This window comes from Phenylobacterium sp., from assembly GCF_030697305.1.
Taxonomy (GTDB): domain Bacteria; phylum Pseudomonadota; class Alphaproteobacteria; order Caulobacterales; family Caulobacteraceae; genus Phenylobacterium.
Window position 1 is genome coordinate 18176 of sequence record NZ_JAUYQL010000087.1, and the last position, 21388, is coordinate 39563.

General features: G+C 68.5%; 21 protein-coding genes and 1 pseudogene. 17 read left to right on the plus strand and 5 right to left on the minus strand.

The window, feature by feature from the left end; all coding sequences use genetic code 11:
• Window positions 1–74 precede the first annotated feature (74 nt).
• The 7 genes from sdhC to Q8R27_RS09355 are packed head-to-tail and all read left to right on the plus strand — an operon-like array spanning window position 75 to window position 6476.
• The gene (gene sdhC, locus Q8R27_RS09325) at window positions 75–485 is read left to right on the plus strand and encodes a succinate dehydrogenase, cytochrome b556 subunit (RefSeq protein WP_305698761.1); all 411 of its coding nucleotides are present in this window, start codon (window positions 75–77) and stop codon (window positions 483–485) included.
• Window positions 485–871: a succinate dehydrogenase, hydrophobic membrane anchor protein gene (gene sdhD / locus Q8R27_RS09330; protein WP_305698762.1), complete on the plus strand. Its 387-nt coding sequence runs from the start codon at window positions 485–487 to the stop codon at window positions 869–871. Before sdhC ends, sdhD begins: the two co-directional genes overlap by 1 nt.
• An 8-nt stretch (window positions 872–879) precedes the next feature.
• A complete protein-coding gene (gene sdhA, locus Q8R27_RS09335; RefSeq protein WP_305698763.1) occupies window positions 880–2667 on the plus strand; it encodes a succinate dehydrogenase flavoprotein subunit in 1788 nt (595 codons plus the stop codon).
• Between the two features lie 13 nt (window positions 2668–2680).
• On the plus strand, window positions 2681–4078 hold the full coding sequence (gene creD / locus Q8R27_RS09340; RefSeq protein WP_305698764.1) for a cell envelope integrity protein CreD: 1398 nt from the start codon (window positions 2681–2683) through the stop codon (window positions 4076–4078).
• Window positions 4078–4860, plus strand: coding sequence for a succinate dehydrogenase iron-sulfur subunit (locus tag Q8R27_RS09345; protein ID WP_305698765.1), 783 nt, complete (start codon window positions 4078–4080; stop codon window positions 4858–4860). The genes creD and Q8R27_RS09345 overlap by 1 nt, the downstream gene beginning before the upstream one ends.
• Before the next feature lie 41 nt (window positions 4861–4901).
• A complete protein-coding gene (locus Q8R27_RS09350; protein WP_305698766.1) occupies window positions 4902–6131 on the plus strand; it encodes an NAD(P)/FAD-dependent oxidoreductase in 1230 nt (409 codons plus the stop codon).
• 24 nt (window positions 6132–6155) lie between these two features.
• Window positions 6156–6476, plus strand: a complete 321-nt coding sequence (locus Q8R27_RS09355; protein ID WP_305595833.1) for a 2Fe-2S iron-sulfur cluster-binding protein — start codon at window positions 6156–6158, stop codon at window positions 6474–6476.
• A gap of 1 nt (window position 6477) precedes the next feature.
• On the opposite strand, the gene Q8R27_RS09360 is transcribed toward Q8R27_RS09355, so the two are convergent.
• Window positions 6478–8796, minus strand: coding sequence for a PAS domain-containing sensor histidine kinase (locus Q8R27_RS09360; protein ID WP_305698767.1), 2319 nt, complete (start codon window positions 8794–8796; stop codon window positions 6478–6480).
• 127 nt (window positions 8797–8923) lie between these two features.
• On the opposite strand from Q8R27_RS09360, the gene Q8R27_RS09365 reads away from it, so the two are divergent.
• From Q8R27_RS09365 to Q8R27_RS09380, 4 genes are all read left to right on the plus strand, one after another.
• On the plus strand, window positions 8924–9490 hold the full coding sequence (locus Q8R27_RS09365) for a hypothetical protein (protein WP_305698768.1): 567 nt from the start codon (window positions 8924–8926) through the stop codon (window positions 9488–9490).
• Window positions 9483–9890 carry a metallopeptidase family protein gene (locus Q8R27_RS09370; protein WP_305698769.1) on the plus strand — a complete coding sequence of 136 codons (408 nt, stop codon included), beginning with the start codon at window positions 9483–9485 and terminating at the stop codon, window positions 9888–9890. Before Q8R27_RS09365 ends, Q8R27_RS09370 begins: the two co-directional genes overlap by 8 nt.
• Window positions 9891–9986: 96 nt before the next feature.
• Window positions 9987–11114, plus strand: coding sequence for a ferritin-like domain-containing protein (locus Q8R27_RS09375; protein WP_305698770.1), 1128 nt, complete (start codon window positions 9987–9989; stop codon window positions 11112–11114).
• Between the two features lie 109 nt (window positions 11115–11223).
• Complete coding sequence (locus tag Q8R27_RS09380) at window positions 11224–11760, plus strand: lipocalin family protein (RefSeq protein WP_305698771.1); 537 nt, start codon at window positions 11224–11226, stop codon at window positions 11758–11760.
• Here the strand turns inward: Q8R27_RS09380 and Q8R27_RS09385 are convergent.
• Complete coding sequence (locus Q8R27_RS09385; RefSeq protein ID WP_305698772.1) at window positions 11715–12662, minus strand: acyltransferase; 948 nt, start codon at window positions 12660–12662, stop codon at window positions 11715–11717. The two genes, Q8R27_RS09380 and Q8R27_RS09385, sit on opposite strands and share 46 nt — an antisense overlap.
• Before the next feature lie 89 nt (window positions 12663–12751).
• On the opposite strand from Q8R27_RS09385, the gene mmcB reads away from it, so the two are divergent.
• Window positions 12752–13207, plus strand: a complete 456-nt coding sequence (gene mmcB / locus Q8R27_RS09390) for a DNA repair putative endonuclease MmcB (protein ID WP_305698773.1) — start codon at window positions 12752–12754, stop codon at window positions 13205–13207.
• A 3-nt stretch (window positions 13208–13210) separates the two neighbouring features.
• Here the strand turns inward: mmcB and Q8R27_RS09395 are convergent, their stop codons facing one another.
• Together Q8R27_RS09395 and Q8R27_RS09400 are read right to left on the minus strand one after the other, a co-directional pair.
• Window positions 13211–13768 (minus strand): ActR/PrrA/RegA family redox response regulator transcription factor, encoded by a 558-nt coding sequence (locus Q8R27_RS09395; RefSeq protein ID WP_305595849.1) that lies wholly within the window; start codon window positions 13766–13768, stop codon window positions 13211–13213.
• An 85-nt stretch (window positions 13769–13853) separates the two neighbouring features.
• The gene (locus Q8R27_RS09400; RefSeq protein WP_305698774.1) at window positions 13854–15215 is read right to left on the minus strand and encodes an ActS/PrrB/RegB family redox-sensitive histidine kinase; all 1362 of its coding nucleotides are present in this window, start codon (window positions 15213–15215) and stop codon (window positions 13854–13856) included.
• A 91-nt stretch (window positions 15216–15306) separates the two neighbouring features.
• Here Q8R27_RS09400 and Q8R27_RS09405 point away from each other — a divergent pair, with 91 nt between their 5' ends.
• Genes Q8R27_RS09405 through Q8R27_RS09415 form a run of 3 tightly spaced genes read left to right on the plus strand, consistent with a single transcriptional unit; the run spans window position 15307 to window position 17989 of the window.
• Window positions 15307–15918, plus strand: a complete 612-nt coding sequence (locus Q8R27_RS09405) for an SCO family protein (RefSeq protein ID WP_305698775.1) — start codon at window positions 15307–15309, stop codon at window positions 15916–15918.
• A gap of 59 nt (window positions 15919–15977) precedes the next feature.
• Complete coding sequence (locus Q8R27_RS09410) at window positions 15978–17249, plus strand: polyhydroxyalkanoate depolymerase (protein ID WP_305698776.1); 1272 nt, start codon at window positions 15978–15980, stop codon at window positions 17247–17249.
• Window positions 17250–17260: 11 nt separating this feature from the next.
• Entirely contained in the window at window positions 17261–17989 is a 729-nt protein-coding gene (locus tag Q8R27_RS09415; RefSeq protein WP_305698777.1) for a M48 family metallopeptidase, read from the plus strand.
• Between the two features lie 9 nt (window positions 17990–17998).
• Here the strand turns inward: Q8R27_RS09415 and Q8R27_RS09420 are convergent, their stop codons facing one another.
• Window positions 17999–19972, minus strand: coding sequence for a transglycosylase domain-containing protein (locus Q8R27_RS09420; RefSeq protein ID WP_305698778.1), 1974 nt, complete (start codon window positions 19970–19972; stop codon window positions 17999–18001).
• 359 nt (window positions 19973–20331) lie between these two features.
• Between Q8R27_RS09420 and Q8R27_RS09425 the strand changes: the two genes are divergently transcribed.
• Both Q8R27_RS09425 and Q8R27_RS09430 read left to right on the plus strand, forming a co-directional pair.
• Window positions 20332–20886, plus strand: a complete 555-nt coding sequence (locus tag Q8R27_RS09425) for a F0F1 ATP synthase subunit delta (protein ID WP_305698779.1) — start codon at window positions 20332–20334, stop codon at window positions 20884–20886.
• A gap of 5 nt (window positions 20887–20891) precedes the next feature.
• Window positions 20892–21388 (plus strand): annotated as a pseudogene (locus tag Q8R27_RS09430) (F0F1 ATP synthase subunit alpha); the annotation flags it as partial.

Consider the following 21388-nt stretch of genomic DNA (forward strand, 5'->3'; position numbering starts at 1 on the left):
CGCGTTGACACCGGGGGGACGGGGCTTAAAAGCGGAGCCGCCTCGAAGACTTATCCGGACTATCAGGGAGTCCCATGACCGACGCCCCCGCGCCGCCGCGCGAACGACCCATTTCGCCACACCTGCAGGTGTGGCGATGGCACATCACCATGCTCACCTCGATCCTGCACCGCGCCAGCGGCGTGGCGTTGTACGTGGGCGCGCTGATCCTGGCGGGTTGGGCGGTGGCGCTGGCGTCCGGGCCGGACGCCTACAACTTCTACCAGGGCCTGCTGGGTTCGATCTTCGGCAAGCTGGTGCTGTTCGGCCTGACGCTGGCGGTCGCCTACCACCTGGCCAACGGCATCCGCCACCTGGTGTGGGACACCGGGCGCGGCCTGGACATCAAGTCGGCCGACGCCTCGGGGATCGCGGTGATCGTGTTCACTGTCGTGGCCAGCGTCGCGCTGTGGCTGTTCGCTTGGATCGCGGGAGTCTTCTACTGATGACCAGCTACCGCACTCCGCTGTCGCGAGCCCGCGGCCTCGGCGCAGCAGGCCACGGCGTCAGCCACTGGATCTCCGAGCGTGTCGGCGCGGTCGCGCTCGTGCCGCTCACCGTGTGGGGCGTCTGGGCGGTCGTCACGCTCGCCTCCACCGACTACATCGGCGCGATCCAATGGCTGTCGCATCCGCTGAACGGCGTGCTGATGTCGCTGCTTGCCGCGATCAGCTTCTGGCACATGCACGGCGGCATGCGGGTGATCGTCGAGGACTATGTCCACGGCGCCCTGAACAAGGCCGCGATCCTGCTGCTCAACCTGTTCGTCTGCGTGTTGGGCGGCGCGCTCACGGTGTTCTCCATCCTCAAGGTCGCGCTGGGAGGCGCTTGAACGGTCCCATGGCGTCTTACGAATTCATCGATCACAAGTACGACGTGGTGGTGGTTGGCGCCGGCGGCTCCGGGCTGCGCGCGGCGCTGGGCTGCGCCCAGGCGGGGCTGAAGACCGCCTGCGTGACCAAGGTGTTCCCGACCCGCTCGCACACCGTCGCGGCGCAGGGCGGCATCTCCGCCTCGCTCGGCAACATGGGCGAGGATGACTGGCGCTGGCACATGTACGACACCGTCAAGGGGTCGGACTGGCTGGGCGACCAGGACGCCATCGAATACATGGTCCGCAACGCGCCCGCCGCGGTCTACGAGCTGGAGCACTGGGGCGTGCCGTTCTCGCGCACGCCTGAAGGCAAGATCTATCAGCGCGCCTTCGGCGGCATGACCCGCAACTTCGGCGAGGCGCCGATCCAGCGCACCTGTGCTGCGGCCGACCGCACCGGCCACGCCATGCTGCACACCATGTATGGGCAGAGCCTGGCGCACGACACGGAGTTCTTCATCGAGTACATGGCCCTCGACCTGATCATGGTCGACGGCGCGTGCCGGGGCGTCACCGCCTGGAAGCTCGACGACGGCACCATGCACCGCTTCCAGGCTCAGCTGGTGATCCTGGCCACCGGCGGATACGGCCGCGCCTACTTCTCGGCGACCAGCGCCCACACCTGCACCGGCGACGGCAACGCCATGGTGCTGCGCGCCGGCCTGCCGCTGCAGGACATGGAGTTCGTCCAGTTCCACCCGACCGGCATCTATGGCTCGGGCTGCCTGATCACCGAGGGCGCCCGCGGCGAGGGCGGCTATCTGACCAACTCCGAGGGCGAGCGGTTCATGGAGCGCTATGCGCCAACCGTGAAGGACCTTGCGCCGCGCGACATGGTCAGCCGCGCGATGACGCTGGAGATTCGCGAGGGACGCGGCGTCGGCCCGAACAAGGACCACATCCACCTGCACCTCGACCACCTCGACCCAAAGATCCTGGCCCAGCGCCTGCCCGGCATCTCGGAGAGCGCCAAGATCTTCGCCGGCGTCGACGTGACCAAGGAGCCGATCCCGGTGCTGCCGACGGTGCACTACAACATGGGCGGCATCCCCACGAACTTCTTCTCCGAGGTGGTGACCCGCGTGGGCGAGGATCCTGACCGCGTGGTCCCCGGCCTGATGGCCGTAGGCGAGGCGGCCTGCGTCTCGGTGCACGGGGCCAACCGGCTGGGCTCGAACTCGCTGATCGACCTGGTGGTGTTCGGCCGCTCGGCCGCCCTGCGCGCCGCGGAGGTGATCAAGGCTGGCGCGACCCAGCCGGAGCTGAAGCCGGAGATGACCGCCGCACACCTGGACCGCTTCGACCGGCTGCGCCACGCGAACGGCGGCTCGCCCACCGCCGAGCTGCGGCTGGACATGCAGCGCGCGATGCAGGAAGAGGCCGCGGTGTTCCGCACCGGCGAGACCCTGCAGACCGGCGTCGAGCGCCTGCAGAAGGTCCATGACCGCCGCGCCGACATCAAGGTCACCGATCGTGGGATGATCTGGAACACCGACCTGGTGGAGACGCTGGAGTTCGACAACCTGGTCGGCCAGGCGATCGTCACTGTCCACGGCGCGGTGAACCGCACCGAGAGCCGCGGCGCCCACGCGCGGGAAGATTTCTCCGACCGCGACGACGCCGAATGGATGAAGCACACGCTGACCTGGTTCGACGACGCCAGCGGCGCGGTGGCGATCGACTATCGCCCGGTGCATTCTTTCACCATGACCGACGACATCGAATACATCCCGCCCAAGGCGCGGGTGTACTGAACCCGCCCGAAGAATGACCGCCGAGCGCACCGCCGCCGCCGTCTCAGCCTGGGTCCCTGGACGTTCCATGGGGCTGAAGCTGCTGCTCGTCTGCGGTCTGGCGTTGCTGATGAGCATCCCGGCTCTGTTCGTGTTCGCCCTGCTCAGCGATCGCACCAACCGGGCCGAAGAGGTGGTCCGCGACGTTGGCGGCCTCGTGGGCGGGCAGCAGACGTTCCTGGGCCCGGTGCTCGCCGTTCCCTACGCCGCACCGCCGCTCGAGAAGGGCCAACCCCCGGCCGCCGGCGTGTTCGTGATCTTCCCGACCCAGGGTGACGCCAAGGTCACCGCCCACTCCGAGCTGCGCCGTCGTTCGCTGTTCGAGGTGCCGGTCTATCAGGCCGACATCGCCTTCGACGCGGCGTTCGACCTGACCGGCGCGGCCGGCCAGGCGCCGCTCGGCGCAGTGCTGGACTGGAACCGCGCGGAATTCCTGATCGGCGCATCCGACGCCCGGGGCGCCAAGGCTGATGTGACCCTGCAGGCCGCCGGGCGCAGCCTGCCGATGTCGCCGGCTTCGGTGCTTTCGGAGAGCGCGCTTAACGCGCCCGAGCAGAAGTCGCGCTCTGTGCAGGATCGCGGCCTGCGGTTCTTCGGCGCCAGCGCCGCCGGCGTCGCCGCGCCAGACGCGAAGTTCAACGCCGCGGCCAAGCTGAAATTCACCGGCGCCGAGCGGCTGGCGATCCTGGCGTTCGGCAAGACCACCACCCTGGACGCCAAGGGCGACTGGCCGCACCCCAGCTTCGACGGCGGCTTCCTGCCAGAGAAGCGCCACGTGGCGGCCGACGGGTTCACCGCGCACTGGAGCGTGCCCTTCATCGCCCGCGGCGTACCCGCCCAGGGGACATCGGACGCGCTGACCAGACTTGGGCCGACCGCCCTGGGCGTCTCCTTCGTCGAGCCGGCGGATCCCTACCAGTCGGTGGCCCGCTCGCTGAAGTACGCCCTGATGTTCGTGGGCCTGGTGTTCCTGGCCTTCTTCCTGTTCGAGACCGCCCAGGGCAAGCGCGTGCACCCTGCGCAATATGTGCTGATCGGCCTGGCCCAAATCGTCTTCTATTTGCTGCTGCTGTCGATCGCCGAGCATCTGGGCTTCGACGGCGCGTTCATCATCGCCGCCGGCGCCACGGTGGGGCTGATCTCGCTATACGCCGGCTGGGTGTTCGAGAGCCGCCGCCAGGGCGTCATCGCATTGGCGGCGTTCTCGCTGCTCTACGCGCTGATCTATGTGCTGATGCGCCTGGAAGACCTGGCGCTGCTGGTCGGCGCGCTCGCCAGTTTCGCGGCCATCGCCGCGGTCATGTATTTCACCCGACGGATCGACTGGTACGGTGCGGCTCAGCCCCCGGCCAGAGTGAAGGAAAGCGTCTGATGGTCGAATTCGCTCTGCCCAAGAACTCCAAGGTCGGCAAGGGACGCCACCACCCCGCGCCCGCCGGCGCCAAGCGAGTGAAGACCTTCAAGGTCTACCGCTACGATCCGGAGGAGTCGCAGAACCCCCGTTGGGACACCTACGACGTCGACGTCGACGCTTGCGGGCCGATGGTCCTGGACGTGCTTATCCACATCAAGAACACCATGGACACCACGTTGGCGTTCCGGCGCTCGTGCCGCGAGGGCGTCTGCGGATCGTGCGCCATGAACATCGCCGGGCGCAACACGCTCGCCTGCACCCACGGCTGGGAGGAATGTCCCGGCAAGGACGTGGCGATCAGCCCGCTGCCGCACATGCCGGTGGTCAAGGATCTGGTCCCCGACCTGACGCTGTTCTACGCCCAGTACGCCTCCATCGAGCCCTGGCTACACACCGAGACGCCGGAGCCGGAGAGGGAATGGATCCAGACGCCGCAGGATCGCGAGAAGCTGGATGGCCTCTACGAGTGCATCCTCTGCGCCTGCTGCTCGACGTCGTGCCCCAGCTACTGGTGGAACGGCGACAAGTATCTCGGCCCAGCCACCCTGCTGCACGCCTATCGCTGGCTGATCGACAGCCGCGACGAGGCGACGGGCGAGCGGCTGGATGCGCTCGAGGACCCCTTCAAGCTCTATCGCTGCCACACGATCATGAACTGCGCCCAGGTCTGCCCCAAGGGACTGAACCCCGCCAAGGCGATCGCCGAGGTCAAGAAGATGCTGGTCGACCGGGTCGTCTGAGCCGCCGAACGGCGACACATGCGCCCCTGGAGGGATAGCTGATGAGTGACACCGAAGCGCATGTCGTCATCCTGGGCGCTGGTCACGCGGGCGGCACGGCCGCGGCGTTGCTGCGCGCCTATGGCCACGCCGGTCCGATCACCCTGATCGGTGAGGAGCCGATCCCGCCCTATCAGCGGCCGCCCCTGTCCAAGGCCTGGCTGAAAGGCGAGGCCGACGCCGACTCGCTCGCCCTGAAGCCGCTGGAGTTCTACGCCGAGTCCGACATCGATTTCCGACCCAGCGTCTCCGCCGTGGAACTGTCGCGCGGATCGAAGACGGTGAAGCTGTCGGACGGAAGCGCTCTGAACTACGACGTCTTGATCATCGCCACGGGCGCACGCGCCATCGCTTTGCCCGTGGCCGGCGCGGAGTTGGACGGCGTGCTGTTCCTGCGCACCGCCGCCGACGCCGAGGGCCTGAAGGCGGCGCTCGGGCCAGGCAAGCGTATGGCGGTGGTGGGCGGCGGCTACATCGGCCTGGAGGCGGCGGCTTCCGGGCGCGCCCTGAGCGCCGATGTGGTCGTGATCGAGCGCGAGGCGCGCCTGCTGGCCCGCGTCGCCGACCCGGTGCTCTCCGACTTCTTCAGGGCCTATCACGAGAGCCGGGGCGTGGAATTCATGCTGGGCGCCAGCGTCACCGGCTTCACCGGCGAGGCGGGCAAGGTGACCGGCGTCACGCTCACCGACGGACGCACGATCGCCTGCGACGTGGCGCTGGTCGGCGTCGGCGCGGCTCCGAACGACGAGATCGCCCGCGACTCAGGCCTCGAGTGCGCGCGCGGCGTCGTCGTCAATCTGGAGGCCCGCACCTCCGACGCCTCGATCTATGCGATCGGCGACGTCGCCCACCGTCCTCTGCCTCTATATGACCGGATGTTCCGGCTGGAGAGCGTGCCCAACGCCCTGGAGCAGGCCAAGCAGGCCGCATCCTCGATCACCGGACGACCCGCGCCGACGGCGGAAACCCCGTGGTTCTGGTCGGATCAATACGATTTGAAGCTGCAGATCGCGGGCATGGCGTTCGACGCCGACCGCATCCTGGTGCGCGGCGATGTCGCCGGCGCGAAGTTCGCGGTGTTCCACCTTAAGGGCGATCAGGTGCAGGCGGTCGAGGCCGTCAATGCGCCGGCGGAGTTCATGGCCGGCCGCCAACTCATCCAGAACCGCAAGGCGGTGTCGCCCGCGAAGCTTGCCGACAGCACAATTTCCATGAAAGAGGTCGCCGCCTGAGTTCGGGCGCCAAACAAGGTCGACATGCCTCGCATCACCTACATCCAGCACGACGGCGCCGAGCAGGTCGTGGACGTCAAATCCGGGCTCTCGGTCATGGAGGGTGCGGTCAAGTCGAACATTCCCAATATCGACGCCGACTGCGGCGGCGCCTGCGCCTGCGCGACCTGCCACGTCTATGTGGACGCGGATTGGATCGCCAAGGTCGGCCCGGCCTCGCCGATGGAAGCCTCGATGCTGGATTTCGCCGACAACGTCGCCGACAACAGCCGCCTGTCCTGCCAGATCAAGGTGCGCGATGAACTGGACGGACTGATCGTCCGCCTGCCGGAAAGCCAGACCTAAGCTAGAATTCCAGCTCCGGGTGCGCCGCAGCGGCCTGGGCTTCTTCGGGAAGGTGGCAGGTGAACGCCGCGCCCGCGCCCGGTTCGCTCTCCAGCGCCACCCAGCCGCCGTGCAGCTCGGTGAGAGCCTTCACCAGCGCCAGCCCCAGTCCCGGCCCGCCGCGCTCGCGTCCGACGAAACGGTCGAAGATGTGCGCCTGCACGTGGAACGGTATGCCGCGCCCGGTGTCCGCCACCTGAAGCTGGATCTCGCCCAGGGTGCGGCGGCCGGAGACGGTCACCTTGCCACCCGGCGGCGTCTGGCGCACCGCGTTCTCCACCAGGTGGTCGAGGATCTGGCCTAGCCGGCGCGCGTCGCCGCGGATCAGGCCGATGTCGTCCTTGTACTCCACCACCATCGTGACTTCGCCGCTGACCGCTTCCGTGGCCCAGCGGTTGGCGGCCTCGTCCAGCAGTTCGCCGACCCGCACGTCCTCCAGGTCCAGCGCCATCTCGTCGGCGTCGATCTGGGCCATGTCGAGCACGTCGTCGATCGAACGCGCGAGCTGGGTGGCGGCGGTGCGCACCGCGGCGGCGTGGCTGCGACCGCGTTCCGACAGGTTTTCACCCGACCGCTCCAGCAGTTCCGAATAGCCGATGATGGTGGTGAGCGGCGTGCGCAGCTCGTAGGAGACGTTGCCGACGAAGTCGCGTTTCAGCCGCTCGGCGTCGGCCAGCGCCGAAGACCTCGCGGCCAGCGCGCTCTCCAGCCGCTTGGCGTCGGTGACGTCGGTGAAGGCGATCAGGGTCGCCCCGTCCGGCAGCGGTCGGGACTGATACATGACGATGCGCGAGTCCGAGGTCTTCACCTCGCCCGAGACCGGCGCGCGGGCCTCGGGGTCCGGGTCGGCGACGCGGCCCTTCAGGTCTCGCCAGAACTGCAGGTCGTGCAATCTGGGCACGCAGAGCTCGACGACGCCCTCGAAGTCGCCGGCCAGGTCGAGCTGGGCGGCGGTGACGTTCCAGAACCGCTCGAACGCCTCGTTGTGCAGCCGCAGCCGGCCGTCCGAGCCGAACACGGCGACGGCGTCGTTCAGCTTGTCGAGGGTCGCCTGCTGGACCTGGATCTGGGCGTTGTACTGCGCCTTGAGTTTCAACTCGTCGGTGATGTCGGAGAACAGCAGCAGCAGCCCGCCCATCGGGTGCGGCTGGCGCACAACGCGCAGAGTGCGCCCGTCAGGCAGGCTCCACAGGTCGTCCGGAGCGATGTCGAGGGCCTCGTAGCGACCCAGCTCCTGAGCCTTCCAGCGGCCGTAGTCGGCAGTCTCCGGCAAGCGCCGGCGCTGGCGCAGCCGGTCCAGGACCTCGCCATGTGTCGGGCGCTCGGCGAGCCAGGCCGGCTCCAGCCCCCACAGCTCCGCGAACGCCGTGTTGTGGAAGGTCAGCCGCTTGTCCTGGTTGAAGATCGCCACCGCGTCGGCGATGTGGTTCAGGGTTTCGTCATGGGCCGCGGCGTGGCGCTTGATCGCCTCGCGCAGCTCCTCGGTCTCGGTGGTGTCCTCGGTCCACACGCCGACGCCGCCACCCTCCAGCGGCTGGGCGGTGATGTGGAAGGCGCGGCGGCGGCCGTCGAGGGTCGCCCAACGCACGCTGTCGCGCACCCGTCCGAGGTTGGCGGCTTCGCTGGCCAGCGCGTCGGCGGCCTTGTCGAAACTTGCGCCGGCGGCCGCGGCCTCATCGAGGCTGACGTGACCGACCGCCTTCAGCCAGGCGGCGTTGACCCAGATCGGCGACCCGTCGGCGGCGGCGAGCCAGGCCGGTGTCGGGCGGCTGTCCAGCAGGGCGGCGAAGCGCGGCGCGGTCGGCAGGCCGGAGTCGTCCCCGCTCACCGCCGATAGCCGCAGCCAGGCCAGCGCGCCGGCCGCGCGGCCTTCCACCGAGACCACGCCGCCCGACCCGCGCACCTCGAAGGCGCAGGGCTCGCCGCGTTCGAACAGGGCCCGAAGCCGCCTGGCGTGATCGGGGTCGGCGCGCATCAGCGCATTGACCAGGGTCTGGGGATCGGGGGCTGTCAGGCCGAGCGCCGTCGCGCAGATCGCCAGGCTTTCGCGGCCGGAGGCCAGCATGGCGTGACCTTCCTCGACCGCCAGCAGGGCGGAATCGAAGGCTTCAGCCGACGCCTGGGCGGCTTCGGCGCGCGCCTCGAGCGCACCCAGCCGGTCCTGCAGCATGGCTGCTCGCGCCAGCCCAACGCGCCGCTGAGCCACGGTCCAGAGGATCACGCAGATCACCAGCGAGGCCGCGCCCGCGGCGGCCAGCAGGATCAGATCGGTTTGACTCATCGAGGTTCCATCGACGCCCGCCCGGGTCGACAAGCGAATCAGTCTGCGACGAACATAGGCTGAGCCTCGCACCCTCGCACGTGCGACGCGTTTCCGTTATCGCCGCTTTTCGGCGATGATCAGATCAATGACAGCGATCCTTTATCCGGTGGCGGCGAATGGCGAGGCGGCGCTGGCCGCGCCGCGCGGCCGTGCGGCGCGCGAAAGCCAGGCGCGCAGTCTGGCCGGGCGCGACGTGGCCTTCGTCAGCGAGGCGGTCGGTCCAGCCTTCGCCACGCGTGAGGCGGCGCTGGGTGCCTATGCGCCGAGGTTGGAGGACGCCACGCCGGGCCTGGCGGCGGAAGACCGGTTCTGCCGCCTGGCCGAGACTGTGGCGCCGGCTCAGCGCGCCGAACTGGCCCCGGTCAGCCCGGCCAACAGCGACGGCCGCCGATGGCCGGCGGCGCGGCCTGCGCCGCGCACCGTCTGGCGACTGCAGGTCTCTTACTGGCGGATCGCCGGCGATCGGGTCGCCGAAGCGCCCCAGGCGCGGCGCGCGCGGCGGAGCGGGGAGGCCTCAGCCTTGCCGCCCGAGACTCTGCGCGCCATGGCCGACCAGCCGTTGCGCCCCTTCAAGCCGCAGCAGGCGCTGGACATCGGCCTGTTCGAGGTCCGCCTGCCCGAAGCGCCGCATATCGTGGTGCCGGATGAGTGAGTCGTTTGGGGCCCTGGCGCCCTCGCTGGACGATCTCGCGGCGATGGCCGAGTCCGCGTTCGCCGCCCTGCCGGAGGAGTTCCGCGCCATGGTCGGCGACGTGGTGTTCCGCGTCGATGACTTCGCCGACGCCGAGGTGCTGGATGAGCTGGAGATCGACGATCCATTCGAGCTGACCGGGCTCTATCAGGGCGTCGATCTGATGCGCCAGTCGGTGCTGGACCCGGCCCCGGCCGGTGCGATGATCTTCCTCTATCGCCGCCCGATCCTCGACGAATGGGTCGAGCGGGGCGACGTCGCCTTGCCGGATCTGGTGGCCCACGTGCTGGTGCACGAGATCGGCCATCACTTCGGCCTGTCCGACGACGACATCGACCGAATCGAGACCGCGCCCGCCTAGGCAAGGTGACGGAGCCGTCATTTTATTGACCTTTCGGACCTATCGGCTCACCCTTGGCCCAACAATAAAATAGAGATCAGCGACGGGAGAAGCGCGATGGCCGGGAGCGACATCACCAAGGACCTGATCTACGATTCTGTGGCGCCGGACGACTTCGAGTCCATGCTGGAGCTTGATCGCTACAACGATCGCTCGAACGCCTTCGACAAGATCATCGCCGCAACCCACGACCACTTCTGGAATCCGCTGGACCCGAAATACATCGACTTCTCCACGCCGTTCGACATGGAGAACGAAATGCTGGTGCCCGAGGAGATGATCGCCTCGATGCAGACGGTCTATGTCTCCGAGGCCTTGAGCGACTGGAAGACCCGGGTGCGGTTCGTCAACCAGTCGGTGCTGCGCTCGTTCTCCTCGATCCTGCACGGCGAGCAGGGAGCGCTGAACCTTTCGGCCTCGCTCTGTCATGTGCTGAAGGACCAGGGCGCGCAGGAATACGCCGCCAACCAGACGCGGGAGGAAGCGCGGCACGTCACCGCCTTCGCCCTCTACATCAAGGCCCGCTGGGGTCGCCCCGTCGCCTGCGGGCCGGCGCTGAAGGACCTGCTTGTCGAGATCGTCGGCGCACCGCAGGTCTACAAGAAGATCGTCGGCATGCAGATGCTGGTCGAGGGCCTGGCCATGGGCGCCTTCGCCACCTTCTACGCCAACATCCGCGACCCCCTGGGCAAGCGGCTGCTGCAACTGGTGATGACCGACGAGGCCTTCCACCACAAATTCGGGAAGATCTGGGCCGAGCGCACCATCCCCCACCTGACCGCCGAGGAACACGCGACCATTGAGGACTGGGCCGCGCACTGCTTTCAGACCCTGCTTTTCAACCTGGTCGCGCCGACCCAGCAGCTCGACCTCTATGCAGCGTTCGGCCTCGACGCCGATCGGGTGATCGCCGAGATGGCGCAGATCATGACCGACGACCAGCGCCGCGAGACCATGCGCGAGCAGACCAACATCTTCCGTGTGCTGGTGAAGACCCTGCTGAAGGCCGGCGTGATCACCGAGCGGACGCGGGCCTTCTACGCCACCTACGTCGACCTGGACGAACTGCACCGGGAGGGCGACCAGATGGTGGGCGACGACATCGCCGCCGAGGGCGTGCGCTATCTGCGCGCGATCAACTTCCGCGGCCGCCCCGCCAACGACGGGCTGATCGCCGCGGAATAGCCGGATTCGGCGGGCACCCCGTTCGCGTCGGCGCATGATGGCCGAGCCCGTCCGTGTTACCCTGGCGCGTTCAGTCGCCGTTCAGCCGCTCCGGTGCATCCCCGCTCCCATGACCTTCAAGCCCCTCAGATCACTGGCTGTCGCCGCCATCGCGGCTGTCGCCTTGTGCGGACAAGCCTTCGCCGCGGCGCCGCAGCCGACCGCCCGGGTCGACCTCAGCAAGATGATGGGCCGCTGGTACGAGGTCGCGCGCCTGCCCAACAAGACCCAGCGCGGCTGCCAGGCCGGAACCGTCGACTGGGTCCGATCCACCGACGGATTCTCCGTGCTGCAAACCTGCCGCAAGGGCTCGCTGGCCGCGCCCAAGACCGAGTGGAAGGCCAAGGCCAAGCTGCTCGACGCCAGCACCAACGCCAAGTTCAAGATGAGCTTCTTCGGCGGCATGATCAGCCAGGAGTACTGGGTGATCGACAATCGCCCGGAACAGGGCTGGCTGCTGCTGGGCACCCCAGGTGGAAACTACCTGTGGCTGATGTCGCGCCGGCCCGCGCTAGGCTCCCAGGCCAAGGCCGAAGCGCTCAGCCGCATCCGCCAGCTCGGCTATGACGTCGGCCGGCTGGAGCTGCCGCTGCCCGCCCGAGATTGACCGAACCGGGCCTTGAGGCCCAGCGCCGGCTTCTCCACCAGGAACCAGGACGCCGCGGCGAACGGCAAGGTGGCGGCCATCGCGCTGGCGAAGTTCAGCATGCCGTAGTGCGCCAGCGCCTGTTGCAGCGGGAAGGCGTAGATGTAGACGCCGTAGCTCAAGTCGGCCGGCAGCTTCCCCGGCCGCACGACGCCGATCACCGCCAGCGGCAGCACGATCGGGCCTGCGAATGGGAACGCCGCCCAGGCCGCGATCCCCAGCCAAAGCGGGGTCTTCGGCGCATAGAGCCATAACAGCGAGCCCGCGCAGAACAGGTAGCCATTGCGAGCCGCCAGGAAGGTTATGCGACTGGCCGCCTCGTCGCCCCACGCAGGGATGAACAGCGGGATGGCCAGGAACGCGGCGGCGCTAAGCCCTGCGCCGATCGCCACCGCAGTGCGGTTCGCCCGCACCAGCATCAGCGCCAGGTAACAGGTGAACTCCAGGCGCAGCGTCCACAGCACCCCGTTGACCGCATGCGGGAAGGGATTGTCGGCGAACACCCCTGGCAGATCGTAGGTCACTGGATAGAGCAGGGCGTTGCGCAGCACGTAGAGCCAGGTCTGCGGAAGACTCCAGTAGGACGGCTCCAGGGTGAGCAAGCTGCAGCCGATCACCGTCACCACCAGCGAGGCGATCAGTCCCGGCTCGATGCGCAGCAGGCGCTTGAGGAGATAACCGCGCGCGTCGCGCTGGTAGCTGCCGGTGACTAGATAGCCGCTGATCACGAAGAACACACTGACGCCCAGCGCCCCGAAATCCTCGATCCCCGGCGCCGCCATGGCCGGAAGTCCGGCCAGCGGGAAGCAATGGCTGAACACCACCGCGCTCGCCGCCAGCAATCGCAGGAGGTCGAAATTCATGCCTGGGCGGGTAGCACGACGCGCCGGTGGGCGGTGAGTTTTCCTCTCGAGCTTGCATCGGGAACGAAAGCCGAACAGGATCGATCGCGATGGACGCTTCCGCCGCCCTGATCGCCACGCGACCCGAGACCACCCAGGCTGTGACGCGGGGCGCCGCGCGCCTGCTGGCCGCCTTGGACTATGCGCCTCTCGCAGAGGTGACCCTTCCCAACGGGCGGCGCGCCGACCTGATGGCGATCTCGCGCAAGGGCCGTCTGTTCATTGTCGAGGTGAAGTCGAGCCTGGAGGATTTCCGCACCGACCTGAAGTGGGGTGAGTACCTGCCCTATTGCGATGCTTTCGCCTTCGCGGTCGCGCCGGAGTTTCCGCGCCACATCCTGCCTGAGGAGCCCGGCCTGATCGTCGCCGACGGGTTTGGCGGCGCAGTGTTGCGCGAGGCCCCGCTGGTTCCGCTGGCGGGCGCACGGCGCAGGGCGCTGACCTTGGCCTTCGCCAGGCTCGCCGCGCTCAGGGCCAGCGGCTCGCCGGCGACTCTGCTGGAGTAGTCCTCAGCGCGGCGCGCGTTTGGCCAGGATGCGCTGCAGGGTGCGGCGGTGCATGTTCAGCCGCCGCGCGGTCTCCGAGACGTTGTGGCCGCACAGCTCATAGACCCGCTGGATATGTTCCCAGCGCACCCGGTCGGCGCTCATCGGGTTTTCGGGCGGCGCGGGGTTTTCGTCCGGATGGGCCAGCAGCGCCCTGGCCACATCGTCGGCGTCGGCAGGCTTGGAGAGATAGTCGACCGCACCGGCCTTCACCGCCGCCACCGCCGTGGCGATGTTGCCGTAGCCGGTCAGCATGATGATCTTGGCGTCGGGCCTGGCCTCGCGTACCGCCTCCACGACGCTCAGGCCGGAACCGTCGTCCAGCCGCATGTCCAGCACCGCGTAGGCCGGCGGCTTGGACTTCACCGCCGCGACCGCCTCGGAGACGCTGCCGACCAGGACGGGCTCGAAGCCGCGCTGTTCCAGCGCCCGCCCCAGCCGGGTTCGCAACGGTGCGTCGTCGTCCAGCACCAGGAGCGACTTGTCGGCGAGAGCGGCGATGGCGGCGGAGATATCGGTCATGTTGCAACCCAAGAGCGCAGCGGGCCTACGGGAAGGTGCGGCATCATGTCGCTGAGCCGACGCGTTCCGCAAGCCATGAACGTGTTCATTGGCCGCCGACCTCGATCTTTGTTCGCGGCCAACGCGCGGAGACCACGGCGCCGTGCGGCCGGCCGTTCTGAAACGCGACGACGGCGCCGGTGCGCTCGAGCAGCGTCTTGGCGATGAAGAAGCCCAGACCCATGCCGATGTGGCCGGTTCGCGAGCCTTCCGCACCCGGCCGCGTGGTCACGTACGGCTCGCCCAGCTTAGCCAGCACCTCGGCCGAGAACCCGGGCCCGTCGTCACGGACCTCCATCGACACGCCCTCGGCGTCGAAGCGCGCGGTGACCAGCACTTCCGAATTGGCGAAGTCGACCGCGTTCTCGACGAAGGAGGTGAGCGCGTGGAGGATCTCCGGCATCCGCCAGATGTCCGGCGCCTTCACGCCTGCCGCGCCGGTGACGATCGCCTCCACGCGGACGCCCTTGGCGCCGGCATGCGGCTCGATCACCTCGTGTACGAGTTGGCGCAGGCTCATGCGCTCATGCACCTCGTCGCTGGCGTCGGGGGTCTCGGTAAGGCGCCGCAGGATTTCGCGGCAGCGGTCGGCCTGGGCGACGAGCAGGTCGGCGTCCTCCTTCACGGAGGCGGTTGGCGCTTCGCGGCCGAGCTCCTTGGCGACGATGGCGATGGTGGCGAGGGGCGTACCGAGCTCGTGGGCCGCCGCCGCCGCCAGGGCGCCCAGGGCCGACAGCCGCTGCTCGCGCGCCAGCACCGCCTGGGTGACGTCGAGCGCCAGCGCCATCCGCGTCGACTCCTCGGCCGCCTGGCGCACGCAGCCGGCGATCAGGGCGATACCGGCGATGTTGGCCACAGCGGCCAGGGCGCGATGGCTCAACGCCACCTGCGCTGCGCCATGCGGCCACAGCAAAAGCGCCAGCACCACCGACGCCACGCAGGCCAGCGCGCCCAGCACCCGCACCGGCGCGCGCGGCAGGGTCGCGGCGCCTAGCGTCACTGGAGCGATCAACAGCAGGACGAACGGGTTCACCACGCCGCCGGTGAAGAACACCAGGGCGGCGATCTGCAAGATGTCGAGCGACAGGTGGGCGGTGGCCTCCCAGACGCTGCACACCCGCTGGCCCGGCGAGGAGACGCCGGTCAGGATGTTGATCCACAGGGTGGCGCCGATCACAGCGGCGCAAAGAGGATAGGGGGCCTCGAAGCCCGTCGCCCACCCTGCGGCCAGCGCCAGGCTCTCCAGCCCGATCAGCAGCCAGCGCAGGGTGACGACGGTGCGCAGCCGCAGGCGGCTGTCCCGTCCGCCGCCTGAACGCCAGTCCGGCTCGGCTTGCGCAGCCTCCGGGCCGGGCCTATCGAGGCCGGCGGCGGGTCTGGGGGCGGCGGATGTCCCGATGCTGGCCATCATTGGCGAGGATCGCCCGTAACGCTCGTCCTGACGAGCCCTAAAGGGCGTGTCGGCGCCCGGCGATGCGGTTGATGAAGGAACATCGGGTTTGAAGCGTCGCGTTCTGTGGATCATCGCCGCCTGTGTCGTGGTCGCAGTCGCGCTCGCCGCCGTGCTCGGCGCGCGTGTCGCTGGCCGACCGGAGGCGGCCGAAGTGATCGGCGGTCCGTTCCAGCTGGTCGATCAATCCGGCCGATCGGTCGACGAGAGCCTGCTCAAGGGCAAGTGGAATGCGGTGTTCTTCGGCTTCACCCACTGCCCCGACGTTTGCCCGACGACGCTCTATGGCCTCGCCCAGACTCAGGAGCAGTTGGGGCGTCGCGCACGCGACTTCGGCGTGGTGTTGATCAGCGTCGACCCGGTGCGCGACACGCCCGCGCAGATGGCCCTGTACCTGTCGAACCCGGCGTTTCCCAAGGGCGCGATCGGCCTGACCGGCACGCCGGCGCAGGCTGCGTCCGTCGCCAAGGCCTACCGTGTCTATCACCAGGAAAGCGCCCACGCGGACGGCCACATGCAGATGGACCACTCCACGGTGACCTATCTGATGAACCCGAAAGGTCGCTTCGTGTGCGCCTTGCCCATGGGACTGACGCCGGAACAGACAGCCGAGCGCGTCGGCAAGGCGATGCGTCAGGGACCCGCGGCGCGGAACTGTTGAATGCTGGACTCCGTTAACCGGCTTCCGCATATGCTGCGTTGCACAAAGTTGATGGCGCCATGCTCTATACGCTCTATGAAGCCGGCTACTACGCCAGCACGCCCTTCCGCTTCGCGACGCGGCTGACCCGGGACTTATGGGGCTCGCCGCTGAACCCTGCGCGCGACACCGACATCGGGCGTCGCATTTTCGCCTCTTCCGACCTGATCGCGAACCTCACCCGGCGCTATGGCAAGCCGGAATGGGGCATTGAGACCGTGGAGATCAATGGGGTTTCGGTACGGGTTCGTCCGACGGTGGTCTGGACCAGTCCCTGGTGCCGCCTGGTCCACTTCTCGCGCGACGTGTCGGACCTGCGGCGCGCCGGCCGCACCGAACTCGATCCGCCGCTGCTGATCACCGCGCCGATGTCCGGCCACTACGCGACCCTGCTGCGGGGCACCGCCCAGGCGTTCCTGCAAGACCACGAGGTGTTCATCACCGACTGGATCAACGCTCGCGACGTGCCGGTGCTGGAAGGCCGCTTCGAATTCGCCGACTACGTCGACCACGTCCGCGACATGCTCCGCGTGCTGGGTCCGCGTCCGCATGTGGTCGCTGTCTGCCAGCCGGGACCCGCGGTGCTGGCCGCCGCCGCTATGATGGCCGAGGACAATGATCCCTCCCGCCCGGCGACGATGACCATCATGGGCTCGCCGATCGACGCGCGCCTGTCGCCCACCGTGACCAACCAGCTCGCCGAGGAACGGCCCTTCGCCTGGTTCAAGTCGAACATGATCTACACCGTGCCCGCGCCATATCCGGGCATGGGCCGGCGGGTCTATCCGGGCTTCGTGCAGCTGTTCAGCTTCATGTCGATGAACGCCGAACGCCACCAGGAGGCCCACTGGCGCTACCTTCAGCAGCTCATGGACGGCGACGGCGACTCCGTCGAGAGCCATCTGGCGTTCTACGACGAGTACCTGTCGGTCCTCGACCTCACCGAGGAGTTCTACCTCCAGACAGTGGACATCGTCTTCCAGCGACACCTGCTGCCCAAGGGCGAGCTGATGCATCGTGGGCGCCTCGTGCGCTGTGATGCGATCCGCGACATCGGCCTGCTGACCGTCGAAGGCGAGAACGACGACATCTCCGGCATCGGCCAGACCCAGGCCGCACACGCCCTTTGCTCAAACCTGCCTGACGACATGAAGATGGACTACGTCCAGCCGAAGGTCGGCCACTACGGCGTGTTCAACGGCCGCCGCTTCAACGAAGAGATCTATCCCCGGGTGCGCGACTTCGTGCGTCGCGGCGAAAAGGGCTTCGACAGGCGCGAAGAGGCCGCCTAACTCTGTAGGCGATGTTTCGGACAGGGCGCGGATTCGCCGACGGCGATCGACTGCAGGTTGACGGCGCGACCGTTCGACTGAGCGTCAATCCGCGCGCCCGGCGCGTGTCGCTGCGGCTGGATCGCCGCGGCGGCGAGGTGATCGCCGTGGCGCCGTCCCAGCGCCTGCTGCCGGCCGCCGTCGCCTTCGCCCGCGAGCGCGGCGACTGGATCGTCGAGCGGCTGGCCGAGTTCCCCAAGACCACGCCGCTGGTTCCCGGAGCGATGCTGTCGGTGTTCGGCGAGCCGGTGCGGCTGGAACAGAGTCAGGGTCGCGCGCGATGGCTGCCGGCCAGCGCCGACGCCCCCGCCCGCATCGCCGCCATGGGCGAAGGCGAAGGCTACACCCGCGCCGTGGTCCGCCAGTTGAAGCGCCGCGCCCTGGATGTCCTGAGCGATCGCACAGCCGTGCATTGCGCCGCGCTGGCCAGGCCCACGCCCGACATCGCGGTGATGGACGCCCGCTCCCGCTGGGGCTCGTGCACCCCCGGGCCCACGCCGAAGATCCGCTATTCCTGGCGTCTGGCCTTGGCTCCGTTCGTGGTCGCCGACTACGTGGCCGCCCACGAGTGCGCCCACCTGCTTGAGGCCAACCACGGACCGCGGTTTTGGGGTCACGTGCAGAGCCTGGTCGGCGACCACCGACCGCACCGCGCCTGGCTCCGCGCCCAGGGCGCCTGGCTTCACGGCGTCGGCGGCTAGCGGGGCGCCCTAGAACGGCGCGGCCTCGTGTTCCGGTTGGATCGGGAGTGGGACGTTCTCTTCCGGCGGCGGGGCTGCGCCGTCGCCGGCGATCAGGTCGCCGATGGGATCATTCTCGACGGGGGGCGGCGCGATCACGCCGCCGGGGATCGGCTGGGTGCGGAGTTTGGGCAGGGCCGCGGCCATGAAGTCGTGCCACATGCCCGCCGGCGCGCCCCCGCCGGTGACCTTGCGCATCGACTTGTTGTCGTCGCGCCCGACCCACACCGCGGTGACGAAGCCGCCGGTATAGCCGACGAACCAGGCGTCGCGATAATCGCTGGTGGTGCCGGTCTTGCCGGCCAGGTCGAAGCCGGCGACCCGCGCGCGCGTGCCAGTGCCACCGCTCACCACCTGGCGCAGCATCTGGTTCATGTACTGCAGCGCAGGAGAGCCGATGACCGGGCGCCGCTCGGGCTTTTCCACGCTGTGATCGTAGAGCACGCGTCCCGCCGTCGTGCGGATGCGCTCGACGCCGTAGCCCTTGGCGAAAAAGCCGCCGTTGGAGAATGGCGCATAGGCCTGGGCCATCTCCATGGGGCTGACTTCCACCGCGCCCAGCGCCATTGAGGGGTCGAGTTGAATGCGCGAGGTGATGCCGAGGCGCCTCGCCGTCGCCGCCACATTGCCGGTGCCGACCTCGTTGGCGAGTCTGGCGGCCACGGTGTTGATCGACTGGGCGAGCGCGGTCTGCAGGGTGATCGGGCCGAGGTAGCGGCCCGTGTAGTTTTTCGGCTCCCAGTTGCCGATCTTGATCGGCTCGTCGGCGACCGGCGTTTCCGGCGTGCGGCCCTGCTCCATGGCGGTCAGATAGACGAACGGCTTGAACGACGAACCTGCCTGGCGCCTGGCCATGGTCGCGCGGTCGAACTGGCTTTGGGCGTACGATGCGCCGCCGACATAGGCGCGAACCCGCCCTTCGCCGTCCAGCGCCACCAGGGCGGCCTGTTCGACGCGCTCGTTCTTGGCGGCGGCGACGCCCTTGCGGATCGCGTCCTCCGCCGCGGCCTGCAGCGGCAGGTCCAGCGTGGTCTCCACCACCAGGTCCTCGGTGGGCTCGCCCACCAGGGCGCGGACCTGGTCGTCCACCCAGTCGGTGAAATATTGCGCGCGCTGGTTCGCCAGCACCGGGTTCACCCGCACCGGCGTCTTGAACGCCTCGGCCTTCTCCGCCTCGGTGATCGCGCCCGAACGCACCATTTCGCCCAGCACCACGGTTGCGCGCTGTTCGGCCCGCTCGGTCGCCGAGACCGGGCTATAGCGTGACGGCCCCTTCATCATCCCGGCCAGCAACGCCGCCTCGCCCAAGGTGAGCTGGGAGGCGGGCTTGCCGAAGTAGCGCTGCGACGCGGCCTCGATGCCGTAGGCGCCGGCGCCGAAATAGACCCGGTTGAGATAGAGGGAGAGGATCTCCTTCTTGGAGAACTTGGCCTCCAGCCACACCGCCAGGATCAGCTCCTGCGCCTTGCGGCGATAGGTTTGGGCGGGCGTCAGGAACAGGTTGCGCGCCAACTGCTGGGTGATCGTCGAACCGCCGCGCAGGGGCCCGCCCTTATGCGTCACATTGTAGATCTGGCTGCGCGCGATGCCCCAGGGATTGAAGCCGATGTGCCAGTAGAACCAGCGGTCCTCGATGGCGATGAAGGCCTTGGGGACATAGGACGGCAGCTTGTCGAGATCGACCGGCGGCGCGTACTGGCTGCCGCGCACCGCGACCATCGCGCCTGAACGATCCAGGTAGGAGATCGAGGGCTGGCGCTTGACGTCATAGAGCTTGGACGTGTCGGGCAGGTCGACGGCGAACACCGCGAAGAAGCCGACCGCGAAGATCAGCCCCCAGACGCCCAGCACCATGATCCAGTAGACCAGTGCGCCCAGGGGACCGCGGCCGCGGGGAGGCGCAGGAGGGGGCCGCCGTCCGCCGGGCGACTGAGCATTCGCCATCTGTCGTTCTTACCCGTCTTAAACGAATTGGCCGCCCCGCCGCGGCCGGCTTTAGCCGAAGCGCACCACGCGCGCGACAAGATTGACGAGAGATGAACGGCGGATATGCGGCGGGCGCCTTGAACGAAGGCGGCCCGCCTAGCGCCCTGGCTTTACGCCGCCGGACACGGTATTGCCTGTCGCGCGGCGGCGGTTCGGTTGCGGCGCCGCAGAACGCATGCTATCAGGCGCGCGGCTTCGGGCCGGGGGTCACATAGGCCCTACGGGTCGCTGTGCTTTATTCGAGCGCTTTCAAGCCTTTAGACCGCTGCGAAGCTCCTTCGCCGTGGCCAACGATACGCACCGGGCGGGCATTTCAAGTGGCGGACGATTCCAAGGACTCGAATGTGGGCGGGCGATACGCCCAGGCCCTGTTCGACCTCGCGAAGGATGAGAAGAACCTGGCGGCCGTCGAGGCCGACCTGAAGTCGCTGAAGGCGGCGCTCGCGGAGAGCCGCGACCTGCGCCTGCTGCTGACCTCTCCGTCTTTCGGTCTGGAAGACAAAGGCCGTGGTCTGGTGGCGATCGCCGACAAGGCGAAGTTCAACCCGACAACGCGCAAATTCCTCGGCCTGCTGGCCGCCAACGGCCGCGCCCGTGCGCTGGCCGCGGTGATCACCGCGTTCGAAGCGCTCACCGCCGAGCAGCGCGGCAGCGTCTCGGCCCAGGTCACCACCGCCCTGCCGCTCAGCGCCGCCCAGAGCAAAGGCGTCGCCGCCGCGCTCCGCCAGGCGCTCGGCAAAGACCCTGAAATCGAGACCCGCGTCGATCCGTCCATCCTGGGCGGCATCAAGGTGCGGGTCGGCTCCCGTCTGTTCGACGCTTCACTTCGTTCGAAGCTCGACTCCCTGAAGTTCGCCCTCAAGAGAGCGTAAGACCTATGGACATCCGCGCCGCCGAGATTTCGGCCATCCTCAAGTCGCAGATCGCCAACTTCGGCGAAGAAGCAGACGTATCCGACGTAGGCTCGGTGTTGTCGGTCGGCGACGGCATCGCCCGTGTGTTCGGCCTCGACAACGTCCAGGCCGGCGAAATGGTGGAATTCCCCAAGGCCGGGGTGAAGGGCATGGCCCTGAACCTGGAACGCGACAACGTCGGCGTCGTGATCTTCGGCGAAGACCGCGAGATCAAGGAAGGTGACGAAGTCCGCCGCCTGTCCGAGATCGTCGACGTGCCGGTCGGCCGTGGCCTGCTAGGCCGCGTCGTCAATCCGTTGGGCGAGCCGATCGACGGCAAAGGCCCGATCACCGATGTCGCCGAACGCCGCCGCGTGGACGTGAAGGCGCCGGGGATCATCCCCCGCAAGTCGGTGCACGAGCCTGTGCAGACCGGCCTGAAGGCCATCGACACCCTGATCCCGATCGGCCGCGGCCAGCG

What these genes read in the sequence shown, in the direction of transcription:
- Q8R27_RS09400 (WP_305698774.1), bottom strand. Translation starts at nt 15,215, where the DNA reads ATGGCCAGCATCGGGACATCCGCCGCCCCCAGACCCGCCGCCGGCCTC.
- creD (WP_305698764.1), top strand. Translation starts at nt 2,681, where the DNA reads ATGACCGCCGAGCGCACCGCCGCCGCCGTCTCAGCCTGGGTCCCTGGA.
- mmcB (WP_305698773.1), top strand. Translation starts at nt 12,752, where the DNA reads ATGGACGCTTCCGCCGCCCTGATCGCCACGCGACCCGAGACCACCCAG.
- Q8R27_RS09420 (WP_305698778.1), bottom strand. Translation starts at nt 19,972, where the DNA reads ATGGCGAATGCTCAGTCGCCCGGCGGACGGCGGCCCCCTCCTGCGCCT.
- sdhD (WP_305698762.1), top strand. Translation starts at nt 485, where the DNA reads ATGACCAGCTACCGCACTCCGCTGTCGCGAGCCCGCGGCCTCGGCGCA.
- Q8R27_RS09355 (WP_305595833.1), top strand. Translation starts at nt 6,156, where the DNA reads ATGCCTCGCATCACCTACATCCAGCACGACGGCGCCGAGCAGGTCGTG.
- Q8R27_RS09385 (WP_305698772.1), bottom strand. Translation starts at nt 12,662, where the DNA reads ATGAATTTCGACCTCCTGCGATTGCTGGCGGCGAGCGCGGTGGTGTTC.
- Q8R27_RS09410 (WP_305698776.1), top strand. Translation starts at nt 15,978, where the DNA reads ATGCTCTATACGCTCTATGAAGCCGGCTACTACGCCAGCACGCCCTTC.
- Q8R27_RS09375 (WP_305698770.1), top strand. Translation starts at nt 9,987, where the DNA reads ATGGCCGGGAGCGACATCACCAAGGACCTGATCTACGATTCTGTGGCG.
- Q8R27_RS09415 (WP_305698777.1), top strand. Translation starts at nt 17,261, where the DNA reads ATGTTTCGGACAGGGCGCGGATTCGCCGACGGCGATCGACTGCAGGTT.
- sdhC (WP_305698761.1), top strand. Translation starts at nt 75, where the DNA reads ATGACCGACGCCCCCGCGCCGCCGCGCGAACGACCCATTTCGCCACAC.
- Q8R27_RS09370 (WP_305698769.1), top strand. Translation starts at nt 9,483, where the DNA reads ATGAGTGAGTCGTTTGGGGCCCTGGCGCCCTCGCTGGACGATCTCGCG.
- Q8R27_RS09350 (WP_305698766.1), top strand. Translation starts at nt 4,902, where the DNA reads ATGAGTGACACCGAAGCGCATGTCGTCATCCTGGGCGCTGGTCACGCG.
- Q8R27_RS09360 (WP_305698767.1), bottom strand. Translation starts at nt 8,796, where the DNA reads ATGAGTCAAACCGATCTGATCCTGCTGGCCGCCGCGGGCGCGGCCTCG.
- Q8R27_RS09395 (WP_305595849.1), bottom strand. Translation starts at nt 13,768, where the DNA reads ATGACCGATATCTCCGCCGCCATCGCCGCTCTCGCCGACAAGTCGCTC.
- Q8R27_RS09380 (WP_305698771.1), top strand. Translation starts at nt 11,224, where the DNA reads ATGACCTTCAAGCCCCTCAGATCACTGGCTGTCGCCGCCATCGCGGCT.
- sdhA (WP_305698763.1), top strand. Translation starts at nt 880, where the DNA reads ATGGCGTCTTACGAATTCATCGATCACAAGTACGACGTGGTGGTGGTT.
- Q8R27_RS09365 (WP_305698768.1), top strand. Translation starts at nt 8,924, where the DNA reads ATGACAGCGATCCTTTATCCGGTGGCGGCGAATGGCGAGGCGGCGCTG.
- Q8R27_RS09345 (WP_305698765.1), top strand. Translation starts at nt 4,078, where the DNA reads ATGGTCGAATTCGCTCTGCCCAAGAACTCCAAGGTCGGCAAGGGACGC.